At 61.8% G+C, this 18,969-nt stretch carries 14 protein-coding genes and 1 tRNA gene; 8 read left to right on the top strand and 7 right to left on the bottom strand.

Going from position 1 to position 18,969, the window contains the following annotated elements:
• Positions 1 to 132: 132 nt before the first annotated feature.
• Positions 133 to 990 (bottom strand): S1 family peptidase, encoded by an 858-nt coding sequence (locus HMPREF1219_RS00475; RefSeq protein ID WP_342662171.1) that lies wholly within the window; start codon positions 988 to 990, stop codon positions 133 to 135.
• Between the two features lie 657 nt (positions 991 to 1,647).
• Here HMPREF1219_RS00475 and HMPREF1219_RS00480 point away from each other — a divergent pair.
• Positions 1,648 to 1,929 carry a hypothetical protein gene (locus HMPREF1219_RS00480; RefSeq protein WP_156823183.1) on the top strand — a complete coding sequence of 94 codons (282 nt, stop codon included), beginning with the start codon at positions 1,648 to 1,650 and terminating at the stop codon, positions 1,927 to 1,929.
• Positions 1,930 to 2,190: 261 nt separating this feature from the next.
• On the opposite strand, the gene HMPREF1219_RS00485 is transcribed toward HMPREF1219_RS00480, so the two are convergent.
• On the bottom strand, positions 2,191 to 2,838 hold the full coding sequence (locus HMPREF1219_RS00485) for a 50S ribosomal protein L25/general stress protein Ctc (protein WP_016457025.1): 648 nt from the start codon (positions 2,836 to 2,838) through the stop codon (positions 2,191 to 2,193).
• A 171-nt stretch (positions 2,839 to 3,009) separates the two neighbouring features.
• Entirely contained in the window at positions 3,010 to 4,659 is a 1,650-nt protein-coding gene (locus HMPREF1219_RS00490; protein WP_016457026.1) for a phytoene desaturase family protein, read from the bottom strand.
• Between the two features lie 179 nt (positions 4,660 to 4,838).
• On the opposite strand from HMPREF1219_RS00490, the gene HMPREF1219_RS00495 reads away from it, so the two are divergent.
• Positions 4,839 to 5,948: an HNH endonuclease gene (locus tag HMPREF1219_RS00495; protein WP_051120459.1), complete on the top strand. Its 1,110-nt coding sequence runs from the start codon at positions 4,839 to 4,841 to the stop codon at positions 5,946 to 5,948.
• A gap of 86 nt (positions 5,949 to 6,034) precedes the next feature.
• Here HMPREF1219_RS00495 and HMPREF1219_RS00500 read toward each other — a convergent pair whose 3' ends face one another.
• The gene (locus HMPREF1219_RS00500) at positions 6,035 to 7,015 is read right to left on the bottom strand and encodes a ribose-phosphate diphosphokinase (RefSeq protein WP_016457028.1); all 981 of its coding nucleotides are present in this window, start codon (positions 7,013 to 7,015) and stop codon (positions 6,035 to 6,037) included.
• A 27-nt stretch (positions 7,016 to 7,042) separates the two neighbouring features.
• Entirely contained in the window at positions 7,043 to 8,455 is a 1,413-nt protein-coding gene (gene glmU, locus HMPREF1219_RS00505) for a bifunctional UDP-N-acetylglucosamine diphosphorylase/glucosamine-1-phosphate N-acetyltransferase GlmU (protein ID WP_016457029.1), read from the bottom strand.
• 154 nt (positions 8,456 to 8,609) lie between these two features.
• On the opposite strand from glmU, the gene HMPREF1219_RS00510 reads away from it, so the two are divergent.
• Complete coding sequence (locus tag HMPREF1219_RS00510; protein WP_245554356.1) at positions 8,610 to 10,199, top strand: multicopper oxidase family protein; 1,590 nt, start codon at positions 8,610 to 8,612, stop codon at positions 10,197 to 10,199.
• An 83-nt stretch (positions 10,200 to 10,282) separates the two neighbouring features.
• Here the strand turns inward: HMPREF1219_RS00510 and HMPREF1219_RS00515 are convergent.
• A tRNA-Gln gene (locus HMPREF1219_RS00515) sits at positions 10,283 to 10,353 on the bottom strand.
• Positions 10,354 to 10,449: 96 nt separating this feature from the next.
• Here HMPREF1219_RS00515 and HMPREF1219_RS00520 point away from each other — a divergent pair.
• The 3 genes from HMPREF1219_RS00520 to HMPREF1219_RS00530 are packed head-to-tail and all read left to right on the top strand — an operon-like array spanning position 10,450 to position 15,568.
• A complete protein-coding gene (locus tag HMPREF1219_RS00520) occupies positions 10,450 to 11,109 on the top strand; it encodes a TetR/AcrR family transcriptional regulator (RefSeq protein WP_016457031.1) in 660 nt (219 codons plus the stop codon).
• 38 nt (positions 11,110 to 11,147) lie between these two features.
• The gene (gene mfd, locus HMPREF1219_RS00525; RefSeq protein WP_016457032.1) at positions 11,148 to 14,804 is read left to right on the top strand and encodes a transcription-repair coupling factor; all 3,657 of its coding nucleotides are present in this window, start codon (positions 11,148 to 11,150) and stop codon (positions 14,802 to 14,804) included.
• Between the two features lie 20 nt (positions 14,805 to 14,824).
• Positions 14,825 to 15,568: a MazG nucleotide pyrophosphohydrolase domain-containing protein gene (locus HMPREF1219_RS00530; protein ID WP_040426684.1), complete on the top strand. Its 744-nt coding sequence runs from the start codon at positions 14,825 to 14,827 to the stop codon at positions 15,566 to 15,568.
• Between the two features lie 273 nt (positions 15,569 to 15,841).
• Here the strand turns inward: HMPREF1219_RS00530 and HMPREF1219_RS00535 are convergent, their stop codons facing one another.
• Positions 15,842 to 16,228 (bottom strand): hypothetical protein, encoded by a 387-nt coding sequence (locus tag HMPREF1219_RS00535; RefSeq protein WP_016457034.1) that lies wholly within the window; start codon positions 16,226 to 16,228, stop codon positions 15,842 to 15,844.
• A gap of 158 nt (positions 16,229 to 16,386) precedes the next feature.
• On the opposite strand from HMPREF1219_RS00535, the gene HMPREF1219_RS00540 reads away from it, so the two are divergent.
• Positions 16,387 to 17,202, top strand: coding sequence for a lytic transglycosylase domain-containing protein (locus HMPREF1219_RS00540; RefSeq protein WP_016457035.1), 816 nt, complete (start codon positions 16,387 to 16,389; stop codon positions 17,200 to 17,202).
• A 349-nt stretch (positions 17,203 to 17,551) separates the two neighbouring features.
• Positions 17,552 to 18,826, top strand: a complete 1,275-nt coding sequence (gene eno / locus HMPREF1219_RS00545; RefSeq protein WP_016457036.1) for a phosphopyruvate hydratase — start codon at positions 17,552 to 17,554, stop codon at positions 18,824 to 18,826.
• Positions 18,827 to 18,969 lie beyond the last annotated feature (143 nt).

Raw genomic sequence — 18,969 nt, forward strand, 5'->3', positions numbered from 1 at the left:
CATACCGAAGCCAGTGACGAGTCCCGCTGCTAAGCAGGGACCGGAACAAACATAACCCACCCCAAAAGGGGAGAAACCATGAATCCTCGGGTCCCCAGCAGGGAACTGCCTAAACCGTAATGGGGCAAGTTTTTAGGAGGATAGTTGTGCGCTGAGGCTGGTGAGGGGGCCTCCGTCTGCGGGGAGGTCTTGGACTGCCTCGTAGAGCTCTTGGGTGTTGGTGTTGATGGTTTTGAGGTCCTCGAGGATTTGGATGGAGGCGGGTACTTCCTCAGGTGGTGCGATGGTGCTGAAGACGGTGGCGTCGTAGAGGGGGGCTTGGGTGCCTGCGGGGGTGGGGGTGGCAATGCCGGTGTGTTGGGTGATCCAGTCGTAGTGGTTGGCCACAGGTACCCACCAGCCCAGCGCCCCGGTGAGCCGGTTGTCGGCGGGGCCGGAGTTGGCCAGGGAGGCTACGCCTGCTAGTTGGCCGTTGATGAATAGGGGGCCGCCGGAGTCGCCTTGTCCGAGGTGGCCGTTGTAGACGTTGCCTTCGAGGAAGGTGTCGGCAGGGTTGATGGCACCGGGGACGTTGGTGACTTGGCGTTGGACTTCGACTTCTGCTTGTTGGATGGTGGTTTTGTTTTGTTCGCGGTAGGAGCCCCAGCCCATGGAGTAGCCGGCTTGGCCTTCGGTGGTGTAGCTGGTGGCTAGTGGGGCGACGGGGGACTGCATGGTTTTGGTGGTGTGTACCAGAAGCAGGTCGGAGTCGGGATGGGCGATGTAGTCTTTGACACGGGCGGTTTCGCCGTGTTCGGGGGCACCGACGGAGACGAAGGAGTAATCGCCGCGGCCGATGCAGTGCTTGGCGGTGATGATCCACGTGGGGGCGATGAGCGTGCCGGTGCAACTCTTGTTGCCGATTTGGACACGGGCGGTGGAGTCGGCGATGGTGCCAACTTTAGCGTCGGTGCCGCCGGTGATTGCCCAGGCGGTGGTGGGTGCTACCAGGGGGGGCGATGGCGACGATGATGGTTGCCAGTGCCGTGGTGACCTTTCGTGTGACGGTGCTCATTTTCTTGTGCCTTTCACTGTGGTGCAGGTCGATTTCCAGGACCAGTGGGAATCATTTCCTCCCTGCACCTTCAACTGTAAAAGACCTGGTAGGGGTCGTAAACCGTGCTGGTTAAGGGGTGCTTTTAAGCGAACTCTAAGCCCCTAAAACCACTTAACAGTGCAGGTCAGAGGTGGTTTCTGAAAATTCGTGAGGTTTGGGTATTTTTCCTTAAAAAACAGTGAAAGCCAGGCACCGTTTCCCCCAGTTTCATCCCGTGAAAATGTGAGAATTGACCGCCCTATGAGATGGTTTTAGCTGTTAAGAAAAAACTTTATAATGTGAACTAGCCCACACCTAGTGTGTGGGGGTTAGATAGGAAACAGCGGGAATCTTTATGGTAGCGGTGGTGGTGTGCAGGCTTTTTAAGAAACTTTCATTAAGGTCTCTCACCTGGGGTACGCGCCGGATACGTAAATGTATCTAAGACTTTGCCACACACCGTTTCCCCAGCTAGGACACAGTCTAGCCGGGCTTTCATAGAAACCAAAGGGGCCAACCAGGGCACAGCTCAAAAACCCTTAGACAATCCCCGTTTTACGTATAATCCGAGCGTGAATGGAAGCTCAACGGATATCACAATCACAATTAACTACAGTGCCGCAATGGATTCGAACTATCAGTGTTTTGACACCTCCGACGGCCTCACATATACCTCAGAAATTGGCACTGACCAGCAAATGAAGATCATTGACACGAAAGCAGGGTGGGCGAACTTGTCGGAGAACCGGCGGTTGTGGTTCATCCGTTGGGGCATCACAATGCGTGAAGACGGGTACTTTGAAAACGAAACTGATCTGGATTTGCTCAGAGGATTAGAAATAGCTGGCGCGTAGGAGCTAGCGACTGACTTTGGCCCATGGGTGCAGCGGTAGTGGCGATAGTGTCTGCCACCCATCAGAAGACGCATAACAACACGAGGTCGGTGACATGCGTGGTCTGGCAACGACGATTATCTCCGTGCGTACGAAGCGCTGACGGTACCAGCGGTGTCGGCTGGCTGACAAAAAATGGTCTTTTGCAGGCAGTGAAAAAGCCCAGGTACGCGATGTGCGTACCTGGGCTTTTTGCTACCTGTGAAAAGGTGGAGGGGGAGATTACTCCTTGTCCTCGGATGTGCCCTCGGCGTCACCCTCGGCAGCTGCAGCTTCGCCCTCGGCGGCTGCTTCTTCCTCTTCCTCTTCCTCTTCCTCTTCTTCCTCAGGCTCAACGATGTTGATGATGAGCAGCTCGGGCTCGTCGACAAGCGTTGCACCATCCTCGAGTGCGATGTCGGCGGCGGTGATCTGGGAACCGATCTCCAGGCCCTCGACAGAGACGGTGAGCTCGTCCGGAATGGACAGCACGTCGGACTCGATGCGGAGGGTATCGACCTCCTGGAACACCAGGGCGCCCGGGGCGGGCTCGCCCTCGTAGACGACCGGGACCTCAACCTCAACCTTCTCGCCACGGCGAATGGCGAGGAGGTCGACGTGGTCGATGTGGAGCGTGAGAACGTTCTGGTCGATGTGCTTGATCAGGGTGAGGTGCTTCTCGCCCTCGATGTCCACGTCGACGACGGCGTTGGTGCCGTGGTTACGGACAATCGCGGTGAGCGCGAGGCGGTCGGTGGTGAAGTGAACCGGCTCGGTGTCCTTGGAGTAGATAACGCCGGGGACGAGGCCGGCGCGGCGGGCGCGACGTGCGGCACCCTTACCAAACTCGTTGCGGGGATTAGCGGCAAGATCCAGGGCCTTGTGTGCCATGAGATGTGCTCCTTCAAGTCAAAATAGTTGCGTACAATCTCCGCGAGGACAATAAAAAACCTGCGAAGACATCGTGCTCGTCGAGTCTTCGCAGGCCAACAAAGTTCTGCTCATCGCGTCGATAACGGCTGCTCCCGCAGCCCTCGCCGAGACGAGCGAAATCTTAGCACATTACCAGCGCTTGACAAACTCCCGGACGCGGTTGACACCGTCCACCACCTTGTCAGAGATGCGGTCCTGGATGGAATCCCCAACGAGGTGGTCGGAAAGGTGCCAGCCGGACAGCCCGTTGAGGCCACCGCCCGGCCACGTTGCGGCACCGATGAGGTACAGGTCTTCCACCGGGGTCTTGTACGTCGAACCGCCAAGCCACGGACGGAACAGGAACATCTGACGGATGTGGTGGGACCCGCCCACGGAATCGCCGTGCACCAGGTTCGGGTTGTGGCGCTGGAGGTCGAGGGGGGACCGCACGTCGCGCGCGATGATGTGGTCCTTGAGTCCCGGTGCGTACTCTTCGAGCTTGTCGACGACTCGGTCCGCGTACGCTTCCTTCATATCGTCCCAGCTGCCCGGGGTGATCTCGCCCTTGGCGTCACTCGTCGGCTCGAACGGCAGGCACCGCACCTGCACCCACAGCACGTGGGTTCCCTCGGGCGCGCGCGACGGGTCGGTCGCCGTGGGCTGGCCGACGATGAGCGTCGGGCTATCGGGCAGCGCGCCCTGGATCGCCTGCGTGTACGTGCGGGACATGTCATCCACGTACGGTCCGATGTGGACGTACTGGAAGTCCTTAATATCGTCTCCCGCTTTCCATGGCGCGGGTGCGTCGAGGGCGAGGTGGACCATCATCGTCGCCGGTCCGTACTGGTAGCGGGCCGCCTTAGAGCGCACGTGGTGGTCGATGGCGCTCGACTTGCCCAACAGCTCGTTGTATAGCGCGTTGGGGCCGGTGCAGGCGATAACGCCCTCGCGGGCCTCGATGACCTCCCCGTTGGCGAGCCTGACACCGGTGGCCTTATCGCCCTCGGTGAGGATTTCCACCACCTCGGCGTTGGTGGTGACAACGCCGCCGAACTCCTTAATGAGGGCGACCATCGCCTTGATGAGGTTCTGTGCGCCACCCTTGGCCAGGGTCATGCCGTTTTCCATGTCCGCGAACGTCTCCATGAAGGGGAACATGGCGCCGGCGGAGACCTCCGGGCCGTAGTCCATGTGGAGACCCCACGTGGAGATGAGCGCCTTCATCTCCTTGGTGTGGAAGTATTGATCGCCGAGCTCGCGAGTGGAGCTCAAAACGATCTGGCCAACCTCCATGAATTTGTTGAAGCCGACCTTGGCCATGCCGGAGGTCAACAGGCTCACCGTTTCGGCGGTGGGCATGGGGGCTCTGTACAACGGGAACATGGCCTTGTTGAAGGCCTTGTACTCGGAGTACAGCTCGTCAAACCCGCGGAGATCCTCCGGCGAGTGCTCCCGCAACCCGGCACGGGTCTTTTCAATGTCGCCGTAGACTTTGATGGCCTTGCCGTCCGGGAAGACGTTGCAGTACGGCTTTGTTGTGTGCGCCGGTTCGAACCCGAGCTTGCGGAGCTTATCCTTCCACTTTTCGTAGCCCGGGTTGGCCAGGAACAGGTTGAGGTTGGTGGCGTACAGGTCGGCCTCGATGCCTTCGCCCAGGATCTCCGACGACTGGAGTGCGCCGCCGACCTGGTCGTTGCGCTCGAGGATCTGGACGTCGCGGCCCGATTCGGCCAGATGGGCTGCCGCCACGAGCGAGTTGATGCCACCACCAATAATTACAAAGTCGCGTGTAGTCATGGCACCAGCCTACCAACGAATCGGGGCCCGCAACGGGCATTGGGAAATCCGCTCAGGTGGGAATGCACCCCTTCGCCTCCCACCCGGCCTGTGGATAACTTTTCCCAAAATTTTAGAGTTATCCACAGATTTTGGCCATCGCGCGACACGCCCCGTTGGGAAGCAATAGTGTGCGGGGCATGAACCTTTTACCAACGGGCTTGGAATTCCTGCGGCACATCCACGCACTGGCCGCGGACCTTCCGGACCCAGCAACAACGCTCGCAGCAGAGCTCGGCTACACCAGCCGGACAGTGGGGTCGTGGATCGCCACCGCACGCAACTGGGCCACCGTCGACGAGGAGACCGCCGACCGCGTGGCCGCCTACACCATCGAACAGCTAGCCATCATCTCCCGGGCCATGAACAAGTCCCGCGACCCGGAGGCGGTGCGAACCACGCTTATCGACGCTACCTCCCGCGGACTCACCTGCGACCAACTGAAAATTAAAGCCGACGAGGCGGTGCAGGAGAATCAGCCCAAGAAGCCGCGCACGGCGCTCACCTTTTCCACCCGCGCCGACGGCACCGGCACGAAGTTTGCCCAGCTTGCGCTTCCGTCCCTGCAGATGAACAAGCTGCAGGCCCTGGTGCGCAAGCACTGGCCCACCGGTAAGGAGGCGAAACACATGACAGAGTCCCTCCGCAACGGAATCGGATTCCTCAACCTCCTGGCGTCGACAAGCGTCGACGGCGGTGACCCGTGGGACATCACCCTCACACCAGCCTTCCCCATCGCCCTCCCGGGGTCGAAATACGTCGGCGACGGCAAATTCATCACCACCTCCGGCGACATCCTCACCGGTGTCGACATCGCCAACGCCACACTATCCGAGTACGGCTACGTCACCATTTACGACGGCGACGGCAACATCGGCTGCTGCTACCTCCTCAAACAGGAACGCTTCGCCACCAAACAACTCCGTGCCGCCCTTGCCATCGACCAAATCTACTGTGCCCACGAACAATGCACCACGCTGGCAGCGTTCAGCCAAGGCCACCACGTATGGCCACACAAGGCCGGCGGCGAAACAACGAGCGACAACATCGTGCTCGCCTGCAAACCACACAACCTTGCCAACGACGACGACCGCTACATCGACGGCACCGAGAAAAACGGGTGGACCGGGCGCGACGAGCACGGCAAGGCGGGGAGCAAACGCCCCCACGAGGAAGAATTCCACTACAACACCACGCCGGGTGTTGAACGATCGGGGAGGGCCATCATCGAGGCAGAACTAGGGCTCTAGTCCTCCCGCGCGTCACTCCACAGACGCACGAAAGGCCCTGCGGCACCATGCCGCAAGGCCTCCTTGTCATGCCCAAAAATGGGAAACTACGCCTGGCCCTCGAAGAGGGTGGTGACGGAGCCGTTCTCGAAGATCTCGTGGATGGTCTTCGCCAACAACGGGGCGATCGGAAGGACCGTCAGGTTGTCCCAACCCTCAGTGTTCTGGGGAAGGGTATCCGTGGTGATGATTTCACGGGCACCGCAGGCGTTGAGGCGCTCGCGCGCCGGACCCGAGAACACGCCGTGGGTGCAAGCGATGATGACATCCTTGGCGCCGGCTTCCTTCAACACGCCAACGGCGCCCGCGATGGTGCCGCCGGTATCGATCATGTCGTCGAGAAGCACACAGGTGTGGCCCGCAACGTCACCAACAACGCGGTTGGCGACAACCTGGTTGGCCACGTCGATGGAACGAGTCTTGTGGACGAAGGCGAGGGGGAGATCACCCAGCGTGTTGGCCCACTTTTCGGCGGTCTTCACGCGACCGGCATCAGGAGACACAACAACGGTGTTAGCCATGTCGTACTTTTCCTTGATGTAGTCGGTGAGGATTGGCATGGCGTGCATGTGATCCACGGGGCCGTCGAAGAAGCCCTGAATCTGGTCGGTGTGGAGGTCGACCGCAACGATGCGGTCAGCCCCGGCGACTTTGAGGAGGTCGGCGATGAGGCGGGCGGAGATGGGCTCACGGCCGCGGTGCTTCTTGTCCTGACGTGCGTAGGGGTAGAACGGCACGATTGCGGTGATGCGCTTGGCGGAACCGCGCTTCAGTGCGTCGATCATGATGAGCTGCTCCATGACGTTCTTGTTCATGGGCTGCGTGTGAGATTGGATGACGAATGCGTCGGAACCACGAACGGATTCTTCGAATCGGATGAAGATTTCACCGTTGGCGAAGTCTCGTGCGGTGGTTGGGGTTAGCTCGATGCCGAGCTCTTTGGCCACGGCCTCGCCGAGAGCGGGGTTGCCGCGCCCGGAGAAGAGCATCAGCGCCTTTTTGTTGTCACTCCAGCTGGAACCTGACATGGTGTTTGGGGGTTGCCTTCCTCGTTGTTAGTTCTCTGCTTTACGTGCTCCTGCACGCGTGGCAGCTTCGGCGGCTGGGGTTCCGGGCCTCTTGGCAAGGACCCAACCTTCGATATTTCGTTGTTTGCCACCGGAGACCACGAGGGCTCCTGCTGGCACGTCTTCTTTGATTACTGTACCCGCACCGGAGTACACGCCATCACCGACGTTGACCGGCGCGACGAACATGGTGTCGGAGCCGGTGCGGACGTGGTCTCCAACGGTGGTGTGGTGCTTGTTCACGCCGTCGTAGTTGACGAAGACGCTGGAGGCGCCGATGTTGGAGAATTTGCCGACGGTTGCGTCGCCGATGTAGGTCAGGTGTGGCACCTTGGAGCCCTCGCCGATGGTGGCCTTCTTCGCCTCGGTGAAGCCCCCGAGCTTCGCGTCCTTGCCCAGGTCGGTGCCGGGGCGGATGTAGGTGAACGGTCCCACGTTGGCGCCGGGGCCGATGTGGGAGTCGAACCCGTGGGTGCGCACGACGTGCGCCCCCTCGTCGATGGTCATGTTGGTGAGCGTTGTATCGGGTCCGATCTCACAGTTGTCGGCGATGCTCGTTGTACCGCGCAGCTGAGTGCCGGGGTAGATGGTGACGTCCTTGCCGATGGTCACATCGGCGTCAATGAAGGTGGTGTCCGGGTCGATGAGCGTTGCGCCGCCCCGCATGACTTCTTCGCGCCGGCGCCGGTTATATTCCTTGTTCATCGCGGCCAGTTGCACGCGGTCGTTGACGCCGGCAACGAGGAGCGCATCGTCGAGGTGGAAGGCGTGGGCATCGGTGGTCTGTCCGACAACGTCGGTAAGGTACAGCTCGCCTTGCGCGTTGTTGGTATCTAGCTTGTCGACGGCCCCCCGCAGCAATGCGACATCGAACGCATAGACTCCCGAGTTCACCTCGTTGATGGAGCGTTCCTCGTCGGTGGCGTCCTTTTCTTCCACGATGCGGTCGACGGAGCCGTCGGAAAGCCTGACGATCCGACCGTAACCGTAGGGGTCGGTGGCCGTTGTCGTAACAACGGTGGCGCCGGAGGTGTGGGCCTCGGCGAGGGAGGCGAGCGTGGCCGTGTCGAGGAGGGGAACATCCGAGGTGGTGACGATGACCGTGCCGGCGAAACCTGCTGGGATGGCCGTCAGTCCTACGCGCACGGCGTCCCCGGTGCCGTTTTGTTCCTCCTGCACCACAGTGGTGGTGGGAATGTCGATGGCCTTGATAGCTTCCTCCACCATGTCGCGCCCGTGGCCGATGACGGTGACAAGGTGGGCCGGCTTGAGCCCGCCCGCGGCGTGGAGTGCGTGGGAAAGCATGCTCCTGCCGCCGACCTCGTGGAGCATCTTGGGGCGGGCGGATTTCATTCGTGTACCCTGCCCAGCAGCGAGGATGATGACGGCGATGTCTGACACGGGGGGCCTTTCAGTCGGGGTTCGAAACAAATCGTCCCCATTGTACGACCTGGGTTGAAGAGAGTAGCAATATCCAACATTTGGAGGAACCCTCACAGAGTCTGGGTGGGAATGTCAGCCTACCCGATGAAAAGGTTTAGACTGTGAAGTAGCTATGGGTACTACACAAGGGAACGAGATGGCAACAGGCCGCCCGGGCGGGCTCACCCGGCGCTCAGTGCTGAAATCGATCGGCGCCATTCCTCTGTTGGGGCTTGCAGGCTGCGCACCCCAGGTGCGTGGCTACGGCGGCGACCCCCGGGAACTGCCCATTCCCCCGTTGGCGGAACCGACCGTCACGGACGACGTGACGTGGTATTCCATCGACGCGCAGGCCGGCGAGTTCAACATCCTGCCCGATGTGAAGACTCCCACGTGGGGCTTCAACGGGCCGTTTTTGGGGCCGACGCTGAGGCTCAAGCAGGGCAAGAAGGTGGGTGTCCACGTCACCAACTCCCTCGATGAGATGACCACAATCCACTGGCACGGGATGCTTGTTCCCGGCGAGTGCGACGGCGGCCCCCACATTCCCATCGAGCCGGGCGAAACGTGGTCGCCGTCGTGGGACGTGCTGAACCCCGCGTCCACGGTGTGGTACCACCCCCACCCGCACGGCGTCACCGGCCTGCACGCCTACCGCGGGCTGGCGGGAATGATCATTATTGATGATGACAACCCCGCGGCCGAGGAGCTACCCCATGAGTATGGGGTTGATGATATTCCGTTGGTGCTCACCGATATCCGCTTCAACGAGGACGGCACCCGTGACGAGACGGACCTGCCCGACCTTGGGCTGTTGGGCAACGTTCCGGTGGTCAACGGGATCACCAACGCTCACTTCACGGCTACTCGACGGCGCATCCGGTTCCGGATCCTTGACGGTTCCACCATGCGCATGTTCAACCTGGAGCTCACAAAGCACAAGACGTTTACCGTTATCGCCTCCGACGGGGGCTACCTCAATAACCCCCTCGTTGTGGAGAGGATCCCCATGAGCCCCGGCGAGCGCGTCGAGGTTGTCGTCGATTTGGAACCGGGGGAGGAGCTGGAGCTGCGCGCCACCCCGTTCCCGGACAAGCTTGATGTGCCTGACGATAAGGGCACCCCGGACTTTGGCCTCAAAGACAAGTTCACCCTTTTGACCATCACCGGCCCGGCCGAGGATGCGCCGCTGCCGGGGGAGCTTCCCAGGGACGTGAACCCCAGCGCCGACGAGGTGCCGGATCTCACCAACGCGCCGTCGCGTGAATTTGGCCTCAAAGGATTCCGCATCAACGACGAGGTCATGGACATGCAGCGGATCGACTTCACCGTGGATCACGGTGGTTGGGAGGTGTGGACCTTCTCCAACTATGACACGGACTGGCTGCACAACATGCACGTCCATGACACGCAGTTCCGCATCCTCTCCCTGAAGAACACGAAGGCCCAGGTGATGACCCGGGGGTGGAAGGACACCATCCTGTTGCCACCGAACGCCTACGCCAAGGTGGCGGTGCGGTTCGACCCACGCAACAACTCCACCAAGTGGCCGTACATGTACCACTGCCACATGCTGTACCACGAGGACATGGGCATGATGGGGCAGTTCCTCGTCACAAAGCCAGGCGAGGTGCCCGACCCGATCGTCGGCAACGGCGACACGGGCAACTCCGAGCTCGCGGCGCGCACCGGCGAATCGGATTACGCCCGCCACCGCCACTAGGGCCGGGGCGGGCGGCGGTGAACGGCCCCCAGAATCCACCGGGTACAAGCGTAAGAAAAAGGCCCCTGACGGGGCCTTTGTTGCTTCCCCGCCAGGACTCGAACCTAGAATGTCGGTACCAAAAACCGAAGTGTTGCCATTACACCACGGGGAATTACAGCGCACTCATACGTTACCGCATGGGGGTCGTGAACGCACATCGCCCCGCACGTTCGGGGAACATAAATGGACACGGCTATAATTTGTGACCATGACACGTAAGCGGATGACGGGTGAGCAACGTCGCGAACAGCTCCTTGGTATTGGTTTGTCGCTGTTTTCTGAAAAGGGGCTCGACGGGACTTCCATGGAAGAGATCTCGGCTCGCGCAAAGGTCAGCAAGCCCGTTGTCTACGAACACTTCGGCTCGAAGGAGAAGCTCTACGCCGAGGTTGTTAAGCGTGAAGTTGGACGCCTCAGAGAGTTGACGGAGGCGGCGATGGTGGAGGGCAGCTCCCGCTACCGCATCGAGAAAGTGACGCTCACCCTTCTCGCCTACGTTGAGGAGCACCCGGACGGGTTCCGCATCCTTGTGCGCGATGTGCCGTTGGAGGAGCAGCGCAGTTTTTCCACCTTGTTGGGGGAGATCACCACGCGGGCTTCGGACTACCTGGCGGAATCGTTCCGCAGGACGAATCTCGACCCGTCGTTTGCCACGTTGTACGCGCAGGCGCTCGTGGGGATGATCTCGGGAACCGCGCAGTGGTGGTTGGATGCCCGCACCCCGGATAAGGAGGTTGTGGCAGCCCACATTGTCAACCTGTGCTGGAACGGACTTAAAGATATGGAAACAAACCCGAGCCTCAAGCTGTTGAAATCCGATGCGGTGACCGGCGAAGGCCATATTTCTGGGCCGGACGCTGCCGTATAGTGACATCCAGTAACGAGCCTAGAAGGGGAGTGGGAACCGTGTCGACGCTGAGCGGAGTACTGGATATTGTCTCAGCCGATCGGGCGATCAGTGGAGCCATCAAGAGCATCGGTGAGGAGGATCTCCATCTCACCGCGCCCGAGGATGTCAAGCCGTGGCTCGTGGGGGCGTTGGCCCTTCACACCCCGCTGCTGGTGGTCACCCCCAGCGGGCGGGAGGCCGAGGATCTGACGGCAGAGCTCAAAGCGATGATGGGGGAGAAAGCCCTCTTTTACCCGGCGTGGGAAACTCTTCCGCACGAGCGTCTGAGCCCGGGGGTGGATATCATCGGCGCGCAGGCGAGGGTTCTGCACAAGCTGCCCACCGCGCAGGTTGTGGTGACTGCGGCCCGGGGGCTCGCGCAGCCGCTCGTCGCCGAGGTAGAGGGGCGCGACCCCGTCACCATCAAGGTGGGGGAGGATTACCCTTTTGACGAGCTCGTTGCATCCCTCGTCTTCCGTGCCTACTCCAGGGTCGACCTCGTGGCGGCCCGCGGTGAGTTCGCCGTGCGTGGCGGCATCATTGATATCTTCCCCACAACGGCGGACAACCCCGTCCGCGTGGAGTTCTGGGGCGACGAGGTAACAGACATCACCACCTTCGCCGTCGCCGATCAGCGCACGTACCAGGACGGTGAGCTAGACAAGGTTGAGTTGTACCCGGCCCGGGCGCTGCCCATCACCGACGCGGTGAAAGCGAAGGCTGCCGAGCTCGCGCGTACCCACGGCGGGAACCAGGCGCTCGCGCAGATCGTGGGCAAGGTGGCCGAGGGGATCGCCGCCGATGGGATGGAGACGCTCATCCCGGTGCTGACGGACTCACCGCTTGTGACGATTGTGGATAAGCTTCCAAAAAAGGCGCACATCCTGCTCGTTGACCCGGAGCGGATCCGCACCCGAGTGGAGGACCTGAGGGCCACGGACACAGAGTTCCTCGAGGCTGGCTGGGAGCTGGCAGCCATGGGTGGCGAGGGTCCGGTGGCGCACAAGGATTTGGACCTTGAGCCCACGAGCTACAGGTCACTGGAGTCGTTGGAGGTCACGGCCCACACGACGGGTCACCCGTTGTGGACGCTTACGCCCCCCGGCATGCTGGTGGGCGACGACGCGCACACCCTGCCCCTGGAATGCACCGAGCCGGTGCGCCCGCGGGGGGACGAAAAGAAGATCACCGCGCTCATGTCGCAGCTGCTCGCCCACACCCTCGCTGGTGGGGCAGCCGCGTACATTTCGCCGCAGAAGGCGAACTGTGCCCGTTTTGCGGAGAAGCTCCACGAGCGTGGCATCGCTAACGTGAAGGCGAACCCGGGGATGAAACCGGTCGCCGGAAAAGTAACAATTTACCAGGCGTTTTCCCACAGTGGTGCGGTGTTCAACCCGCAGGAGAGCGCCACACCCCTGGTTGTGGTGACGGAGACGGATGTCACCGGTAACCGGGTGGGGGACATCGCGGGGGCGAAGCGTCGAAAAGCCAAAAAGCGCAACCGAGTGGACCCGTTGGCTCTCAAGGCGGGCGACTACGTGGTGCACGAAACCCACGGCATCGGCCGGTTTGTCAAGATGACCGAGCGCGAGGTGCGCACCGGTGAGGACACCTCGAGGCGCGAGTACATCGTGCTCGAGTACGCGCCGAGCAGGCGCGGGGGACCACCCGATCAGCTGTACGTGCCAATGGAGTCGCTCGACCTGCTGAGCAAGTACGTCGGTGGCGAGAAGCCGACGATGTCCAAGATGGGCGGGTCGGACTGGAAGAAGACCAAGAAGAAGGCCCGCGGGGCGGTCAAGGAGATCGCCGCCGAGCTCGTCGATCTCTACGCCAAAAGGCGGGCCTCGCCGGGGCACGCCTTCGCCCCTGATTCGCCGTGGCAGGCGGAGATGGAGGACAACTTCCCATACGTGGAGACCGAGGACCAGATGCTCGCCATCGACGCGGTCAAACACGACATGGAACAGCCAGTACCCATGGATCGCGTCATCATCGGCGACGTGGGCTACGGCAAGACGGAGGTGGCCGTGCGCGCCGCGTTCAAGGCGGTGCAGGATGGTAAACAGGTCGCTGTGCTCGTGCCCACCACCCTTCTGGCGCAGCAGCACGAGGCGACGTTCCGTGAGCGCATGGACGGTTTCGGTGTCACCATCCGGCAGTTGTCCCGCTTCACCCCCGACAAGGAGGCGAAGGAGACGCTAAAAGGGCTTGTCGACGGCTCGGTGGACGTTGTCATCGGCACTCACCGTCTGCTCCAAACAGGTGTGCAGTGGAAGGACCTCGGGCTCGTCATCGTGGACGAGGAGCAGCGCTTCGGCGTGGAGCACAAGGAACACATCAAGGCGCTGCGCGCCCACGTTGACGTGCTCACCATGTCCGCAACGCCCATCCCCCGCACCCTGGAAATGAGCATGTCCGGGATCCGTGAAATGACGACAATCCTCACTCCGCCGCAGGACCGCCGACCGGTGCTCACCTACGTGGGGGCGCAGGAGGATAAGCAGGTGGCGGCGGCGATCCGCCGCGAACTCCTGCGCGATGGCCAGGTGTTCTACGTTCACAACAGGGTGAAGTCCATCGAGGAACGCGCGCGCCAGCTGCGCGAGCTCGTCCCCGAGGCGCGCATCGTGGTGGCCCACGGGCAGATGAGCGAGGAACAGCTGGAACGGACGGTGCAAGGGTTCTGGGACCGCGAGTACGACGTGCTCGTGTGCACCACCATCGTGGAGACGGGCCTGGACATCGCCAACGCCAACACGCTCATCGTGGAAAATGCCCACCACATGGGGCTCTCCCAGCTGCACCAGCTGCGCGGGCGTGTGGGGCGCTCCCGCGAGCGTGCCTACGCCTACTTCCTCTACCCCAAGGGGCAGGTGTTGACGGAAACCTCGTACGAGCGGCTCACCACCATCGCGCAGAACAACGACATGGGCGCCGGCATGGCCGTGGCGATGAAGGACCTGGAGATGCGTGGAGCCGGCAACGTGCTCGGTGCCGAGCAGTCCGGCCACATCGCCGGAGTCGGCTTCGATCTGTACGTCCGACTTGTGGAAGAGGCAGTGGAGGCGTTTAGGGCGCTCGCCGACGGCAAGCCCCTCGATGCCACGGACCAGCAGCCCACGGAGATCCGCGTCGACCTGCCCGTGGATGCGCACATTCCGGAGGACTACATCAACTCCGAACGGCTGCGCCTGGAGATCTACCGCAAGCTCGCGGCAAGCCGGACCGAGGAGGACCTCGCGCAGGTGATCGAGGAGATGACCGACCGCTTCGGCGCGCTGCCTGAGCCCGTCCTTAGGCTCCTCTCGGTCACGCGGCTGCGGCACGTGGCGCGCCGGGCGGGGATCTCGGACATTCAACTCGCCGGCACCCGCGTCAAGCTGCACCCCGTGGAGCTTGCCGATTCTAAGCAGGTACGCCTCAAGCGTCTGTACCCGGGCTCGTCCTACCGGGCGGCGGCGAAAACAGTCCAGGTTAAGGTGCCCAAGCAGGGCGCGCAGCGGGTGGGCGACAGCCAGCTGCGCGACACCAGCGTTGTGCAGTGGGTAGCCGATGTCATCGCCTCCCTGTGCGACCAGGAGAACATCGACGTGACCGGTGGCGCCGGTGGCGGCGAGGGCACCACGAAGAAGGTGATCTCCGTAGGCGGAGGACATGCTCGCAAGAAGTAGGAGTGGTTTACACTAGTTCCATGGCTGTGCTACTGCTTGATCCCCGTTTTCCCGATGTCATGCCCATCGCCGTGGCCACGATGGAGGGTAAAACCGCAACGTACACCGCGGAGGTGCCCGTCAGCGTGCGGTGGGCGCTGTGCGACACGTTCCCCACAGCATCGGATGAGGAGGCGGATCTCCTCATCACCACGGATCTTCAAGGGGAGCAGGCCTCACAGTGGCTCGCTGGCGGCCACGAGCTGTTTAAGGTTCCCACCGCGACAATCCGCTACCCGGAGGTGACCACGGCCGCCGATGTCATGGCTGCCGCCCGGCACCGTGGCGAGTGGGAGGCTTCTCAAACCCACGAGAGCCTTCTCCCGTACCTCACGGAGGAAGTGGACGAGTTCATCGAGGCGGTCCGGTCGGGCGCCAGCGACGAGGAGATAAAAAAGGAACTGTCGGACATTTTCCTGCAGGTTCTTTTCCACGCGCAGATCGCCAGCGAGCGTGGTGCCTTCGACCTGGGGGACGTGGCGCAGGCGTTCACGGACAAGATGCACTCGCGCGCTCCGTACCTCTTCGACGGTTCGACCGGGCACGTGACCACGAGCGCGCAGGAGGAGATGTGGCAGGAGGGCAAGCGCCGGGAGCGCGCGGCCGCAGACCCTGCTCAGCCCCCTGCGGAGCAAGCCGCCCCTGCCGTGGAGCAACCAGCTGACAGCGCTAAAGCACCGGAAGGTGCAGCCGAGGAATCAACGGCATCCTCCGGCGACGAGTAAGCACCACGAGTAGAAGAGCACAGGTCGCGCACAGGCCGCGCACAGGCCACGTGCGATCAGCGCGTGTGCTCCTGTGTAGCCATGTACCTGGCGGAATGTCCCGTTTAGCCACAGCCTGGTTGCGCCACGATGGTGCCCACCCCACCACGATTGTTCCTTCCTCATAACCAGGCGGCGGTGTAGCGGGCGTTCCGCGGCGTAGAAGTACCGCAAAAAACACTCCGCACACCTCATTGTCTTCGGTGTGCGGAGTGTGGCTGCGGGGTGAGGCTCCTAGGAGCTGAGGGACTTCACCATGGGCAGGTACTGGGCGAGCTGGCTGGAGCCGATGGAAGCCAGGAAGTCCTCAACGGGATCCGGCTTCACAATGCCACATTCCTGGGCTTTGCCACTGATATCTGAGGTGGTCTTGGCCTGGAGGAACTTGAGCCCCTCAATATTTTTCAGTGGGCCGTTAAACAGCAGGTTGGACTTTGCATCCAACTGCCCCTGGAGGTCGGCGCGGGTGGTCTCCGGGGTGATGGAGACGATGAGGGGGAGACCCGCGCGCAGCGCGTCGCACTCCTCCGGCGAGACCGCGGCGTTAGCGGCGGGGGCGACAAGTGTGCCGGCGGCGAGCGCCGTGGCGAGCGCCAGCCCGGTGGACAGAATCTTCTTCATGGTGAAGGCCTTTCTGGAGGAAAACAGGAACTAATCAAATGTTACTACTGTTACTGAAGTGACGGAAGAGGTTTGCCGCCTAGGAATTTCCTGATAGTCGCCGGAGCCCTGCGGGGCGGACCCCAGCCCGCCGGTTCGTCCATGTAGAATCTCGGGCTATGGCAAAAAGCGCGAAGGCTGTGACAGGGTGCGGGTGTGGGCTCGCAGTGGCGCTTATTGCAATCATCGTGGGCGTCGGCCTCCTCGTGCAGGTTCTCGGCTCACCGCTGTCGATTCGCGGGTTGCAGCCCCTCCCGTCAGATGTGCCTCCGGCAGCGGCGGAACCGGCACCGCGCATTGATACAAACACGCCCGGGCGCACCTCCGACAAGCTCGGCTTTTGGGCCGACCCCTTGGCGGAGGAATTGGGTTTTTCCTCGGCTGCTCTTAGGGCCTATGGCAACGCGGAGATTATTGCCAACGAATCGTTTCCTGATTGCCACCTTTCCTGGAATACGATCGCGGGGATCGGATTCGTGGAAACCCGACACGGCACCTATACGGGCCGCATTTTCGACGGCGCCCGCATCGGAGAGGACGGGGTAGTTGCCCCTCCGATCTTTGGCCCCGCCCTCGACGGATCGTCGGGCTTCGCCCATGTGCACGATACCGACGACGGTGAGATAGACGGCGATGCGGAGCTCGACCGTGCCGTCGGACCACTTCAGTTCATTCCGGAAACGTGGCGACGGTTCTCCCGCGACGCCGACGGGGATGGGGTGCCTAATCCTCAGCAGATCGATGACGCGGCCCTCACCACCGCCGTCATGCTGTGCACCAACGGTGGGGACTTGTCCACGCCGGAGGGGTGGACGCGAGCCGTGCGGTCCTATAACCAGTCCGGCGAGTACATCCGCGACGTGCGCGATGCCGCGGCAGCGTATGCACAGGGGCAGCCGGCGTATAAAACCGGCACCCTCGCGCCATTTCTGTAGTAGTCCAAAAAATTTTTCGGTTCAGTTTGCGCACCTGAAAGTCCGTTTCTGTCTGGTGCGGAAGTGCTGTGACCTTGCATAACTGTTTTCGGGTGATTGATATGTGAGCAATCCCACCAAAAAATGTTTGTTTGTGTCCGTTCTTTTGGAAAATGTCAGGTACTATGGGTGGCGGATTGCATATCCGGACCGAAACGCCCCGGAAGTGACCTTTCCGGCAGCACGTGACGCTGCCCTGTGGTTCCGCGCGAATCGGCATACGGTGCACAGCAAGACCCGCGTTTTCCGTGATAAAAGTTACTTGGAAAATACGACGAAACCTTAAGAACATGGCTAGGAGGCCTGTCACATGACTTTCATTGAGGACCTGACCGCACGCGAAATTCTGGATTCCCGTGGCAACCCGACCGTCGAAGTTGATGTCATCCTTGCAGATGGCGCCGTTGGTCGCGCGGCCGTTCCGTCCGGTGCATCCACTGGTGTCCACGAGGCTCACGAGCTTCGCGACGGTGGCGACCGTTACCTGGGCAAGGGCGTGGAGCAGGCTGTTGCCAACGTCGATGAGAAGATTTCCGATGCCATTATCGGCATCGACGCTACCGACCAGCGCCTCGTTGACACGACGATGATCGAGCTCGACGGAACCGACAACAAGTCGGACCTCGGTGCCAACGCTATCCTCGGTGTGTCCATGGCCGTCGCCCGCGCAGCCGCCGACTCCGCTGAGCTCCCGCTGTACCGCTACATCGGTGGCCCGACCGCCAACGTCCTCCCCGTCCCGATGATGAACATCCTCAACGGTGGCGCACACGCCGATTCCGGCGTCGATGTTCAGGAATTCATGATTGCCCCGATCGGCTTCGATTCCTTCCGCGAGGCTCTGCGCGCAGGCTCTGAGGTGTACCACACCCTCAAGTCCGTCATTAAGGAGAAGGGCCTGTCCACCGGTCTCGGCGATGAGGGTGGCTTCGCCCCGTCCGTCGACTCCACCAAGGCTGCCCTTGACCTCATCGTCGAGGCCATCAAGAAGGCCGGCTTCGAGCCTGGCAAGAACATTGCCCTCGCCCTCGACGTTGCTTCCTCTGAGTTCTACGACAACGGCAAGTACCACTTCGAGGGCGGCGAGCACACCGCCGAGGAGATGGCCAAGGTGTACGAGGAGCTCATCGAGAACTACCCGATCGTCTCCATCGAGGATCCGCTGCAGGAAGATGACTGGGAGGGCTACACCGCTCTCACCGCAGCCATCGGCGACAAGGTGCAGATCGTCGGCGACGACTTCTTCGTCACCAACCCGGCACGCCTCAAGGAAGGCATTGAGAAGAAGGCAGCTAACGCCCTCCTGGTGAAGGTAAACCAGATCGGTACCCTCACCGAGACCTTCGACGCCGTCGAGCTGGCCCACCGCGCTGGCTACCACACCATGATGAGCCACCGTTCCGGCGAGACCGAGGACACCACCATCGCGGACCTTGCTGTGGCCCTCGGCTGCGGCCAGATCAAGACCGGTGCTCCCGCTCGTTCCGAGCGCGTTGCCAAGTACAACCGCCTGCTCCGCATCGAAGAACAGCTCGGTAGCTCCGCTCACTACGCTGGCGCCGAGGCTTTCCCGCGCCACAAGTAAATCGTGCGCACCGGCGAGCCGGCGAGCTAGTGGCGAGTAGCTGGCGAGCGAGCTCGCCAGTAAATCAGCGCGCTGCCCACGGCGCTGCCCACAATGCGTAGGCACGCTGTGATTCGTGTGGGGGCCCAGGATGGCCTCGTCAA

Source organism: Corynebacterium pyruviciproducens ATCC BAA-1742, assembly GCF_000411375.1.
GTDB classification, from domain to species: Bacteria; Actinomycetota; Actinomycetes; order Mycobacteriales; family Mycobacteriaceae; genus Corynebacterium; species Corynebacterium pyruviciproducens.

Bases quoted from the DNA above. Each gene is read 5' to 3' on its own strand.
- HMPREF1219_RS00520 (WP_016457031.1), top strand. From the start codon at position 10,450: ATGACACGTAAGCGGATGACGGGTGAGCAACGTCGCGAACAGCTCCTT.
- HMPREF1219_RS00510 (WP_245554356.1), top strand. From the start codon at position 8,610: ATGGGTACTACACAAGGGAACGAGATGGCAACAGGCCGCCCGGGCGGG.
- HMPREF1219_RS00490 (WP_016457026.1), bottom strand. From the start codon at position 4,659: ATGACTACACGCGACTTTGTAATTATTGGTGGTGGCATCAACTCGCTC.
- HMPREF1219_RS00530 (WP_040426684.1), top strand. From the start codon at position 14,825: ATGGCTGTGCTACTGCTTGATCCCCGTTTTCCCGATGTCATGCCCATC.
- HMPREF1219_RS00485 (WP_016457025.1), bottom strand. From the start codon at position 2,838: ATGGCACACAAGGCCCTGGATCTTGCCGCTAATCCCCGCAACGAGTTT.
- HMPREF1219_RS00535 (WP_016457034.1), bottom strand. From the start codon at position 16,228: ATGAAGAAGATTCTGTCCACCGGGCTGGCGCTCGCCACGGCGCTCGCC.
- HMPREF1219_RS00500 (WP_016457028.1), bottom strand. From the start codon at position 7,015: ATGTCAGGTTCCAGCTGGAGTGACAACAAAAAGGCGCTGATGCTCTTC.
- HMPREF1219_RS00495 (WP_051120459.1), top strand. From the start codon at position 4,839: ATGAACCTTTTACCAACGGGCTTGGAATTCCTGCGGCACATCCACGCA.
- HMPREF1219_RS00540 (WP_016457035.1), top strand. From the start codon at position 16,387: ATGGCAAAAAGCGCGAAGGCTGTGACAGGGTGCGGGTGTGGGCTCGCA.
- eno (WP_016457036.1), top strand. From the start codon at position 17,552: ATGACTTTCATTGAGGACCTGACCGCACGCGAAATTCTGGATTCCCGT.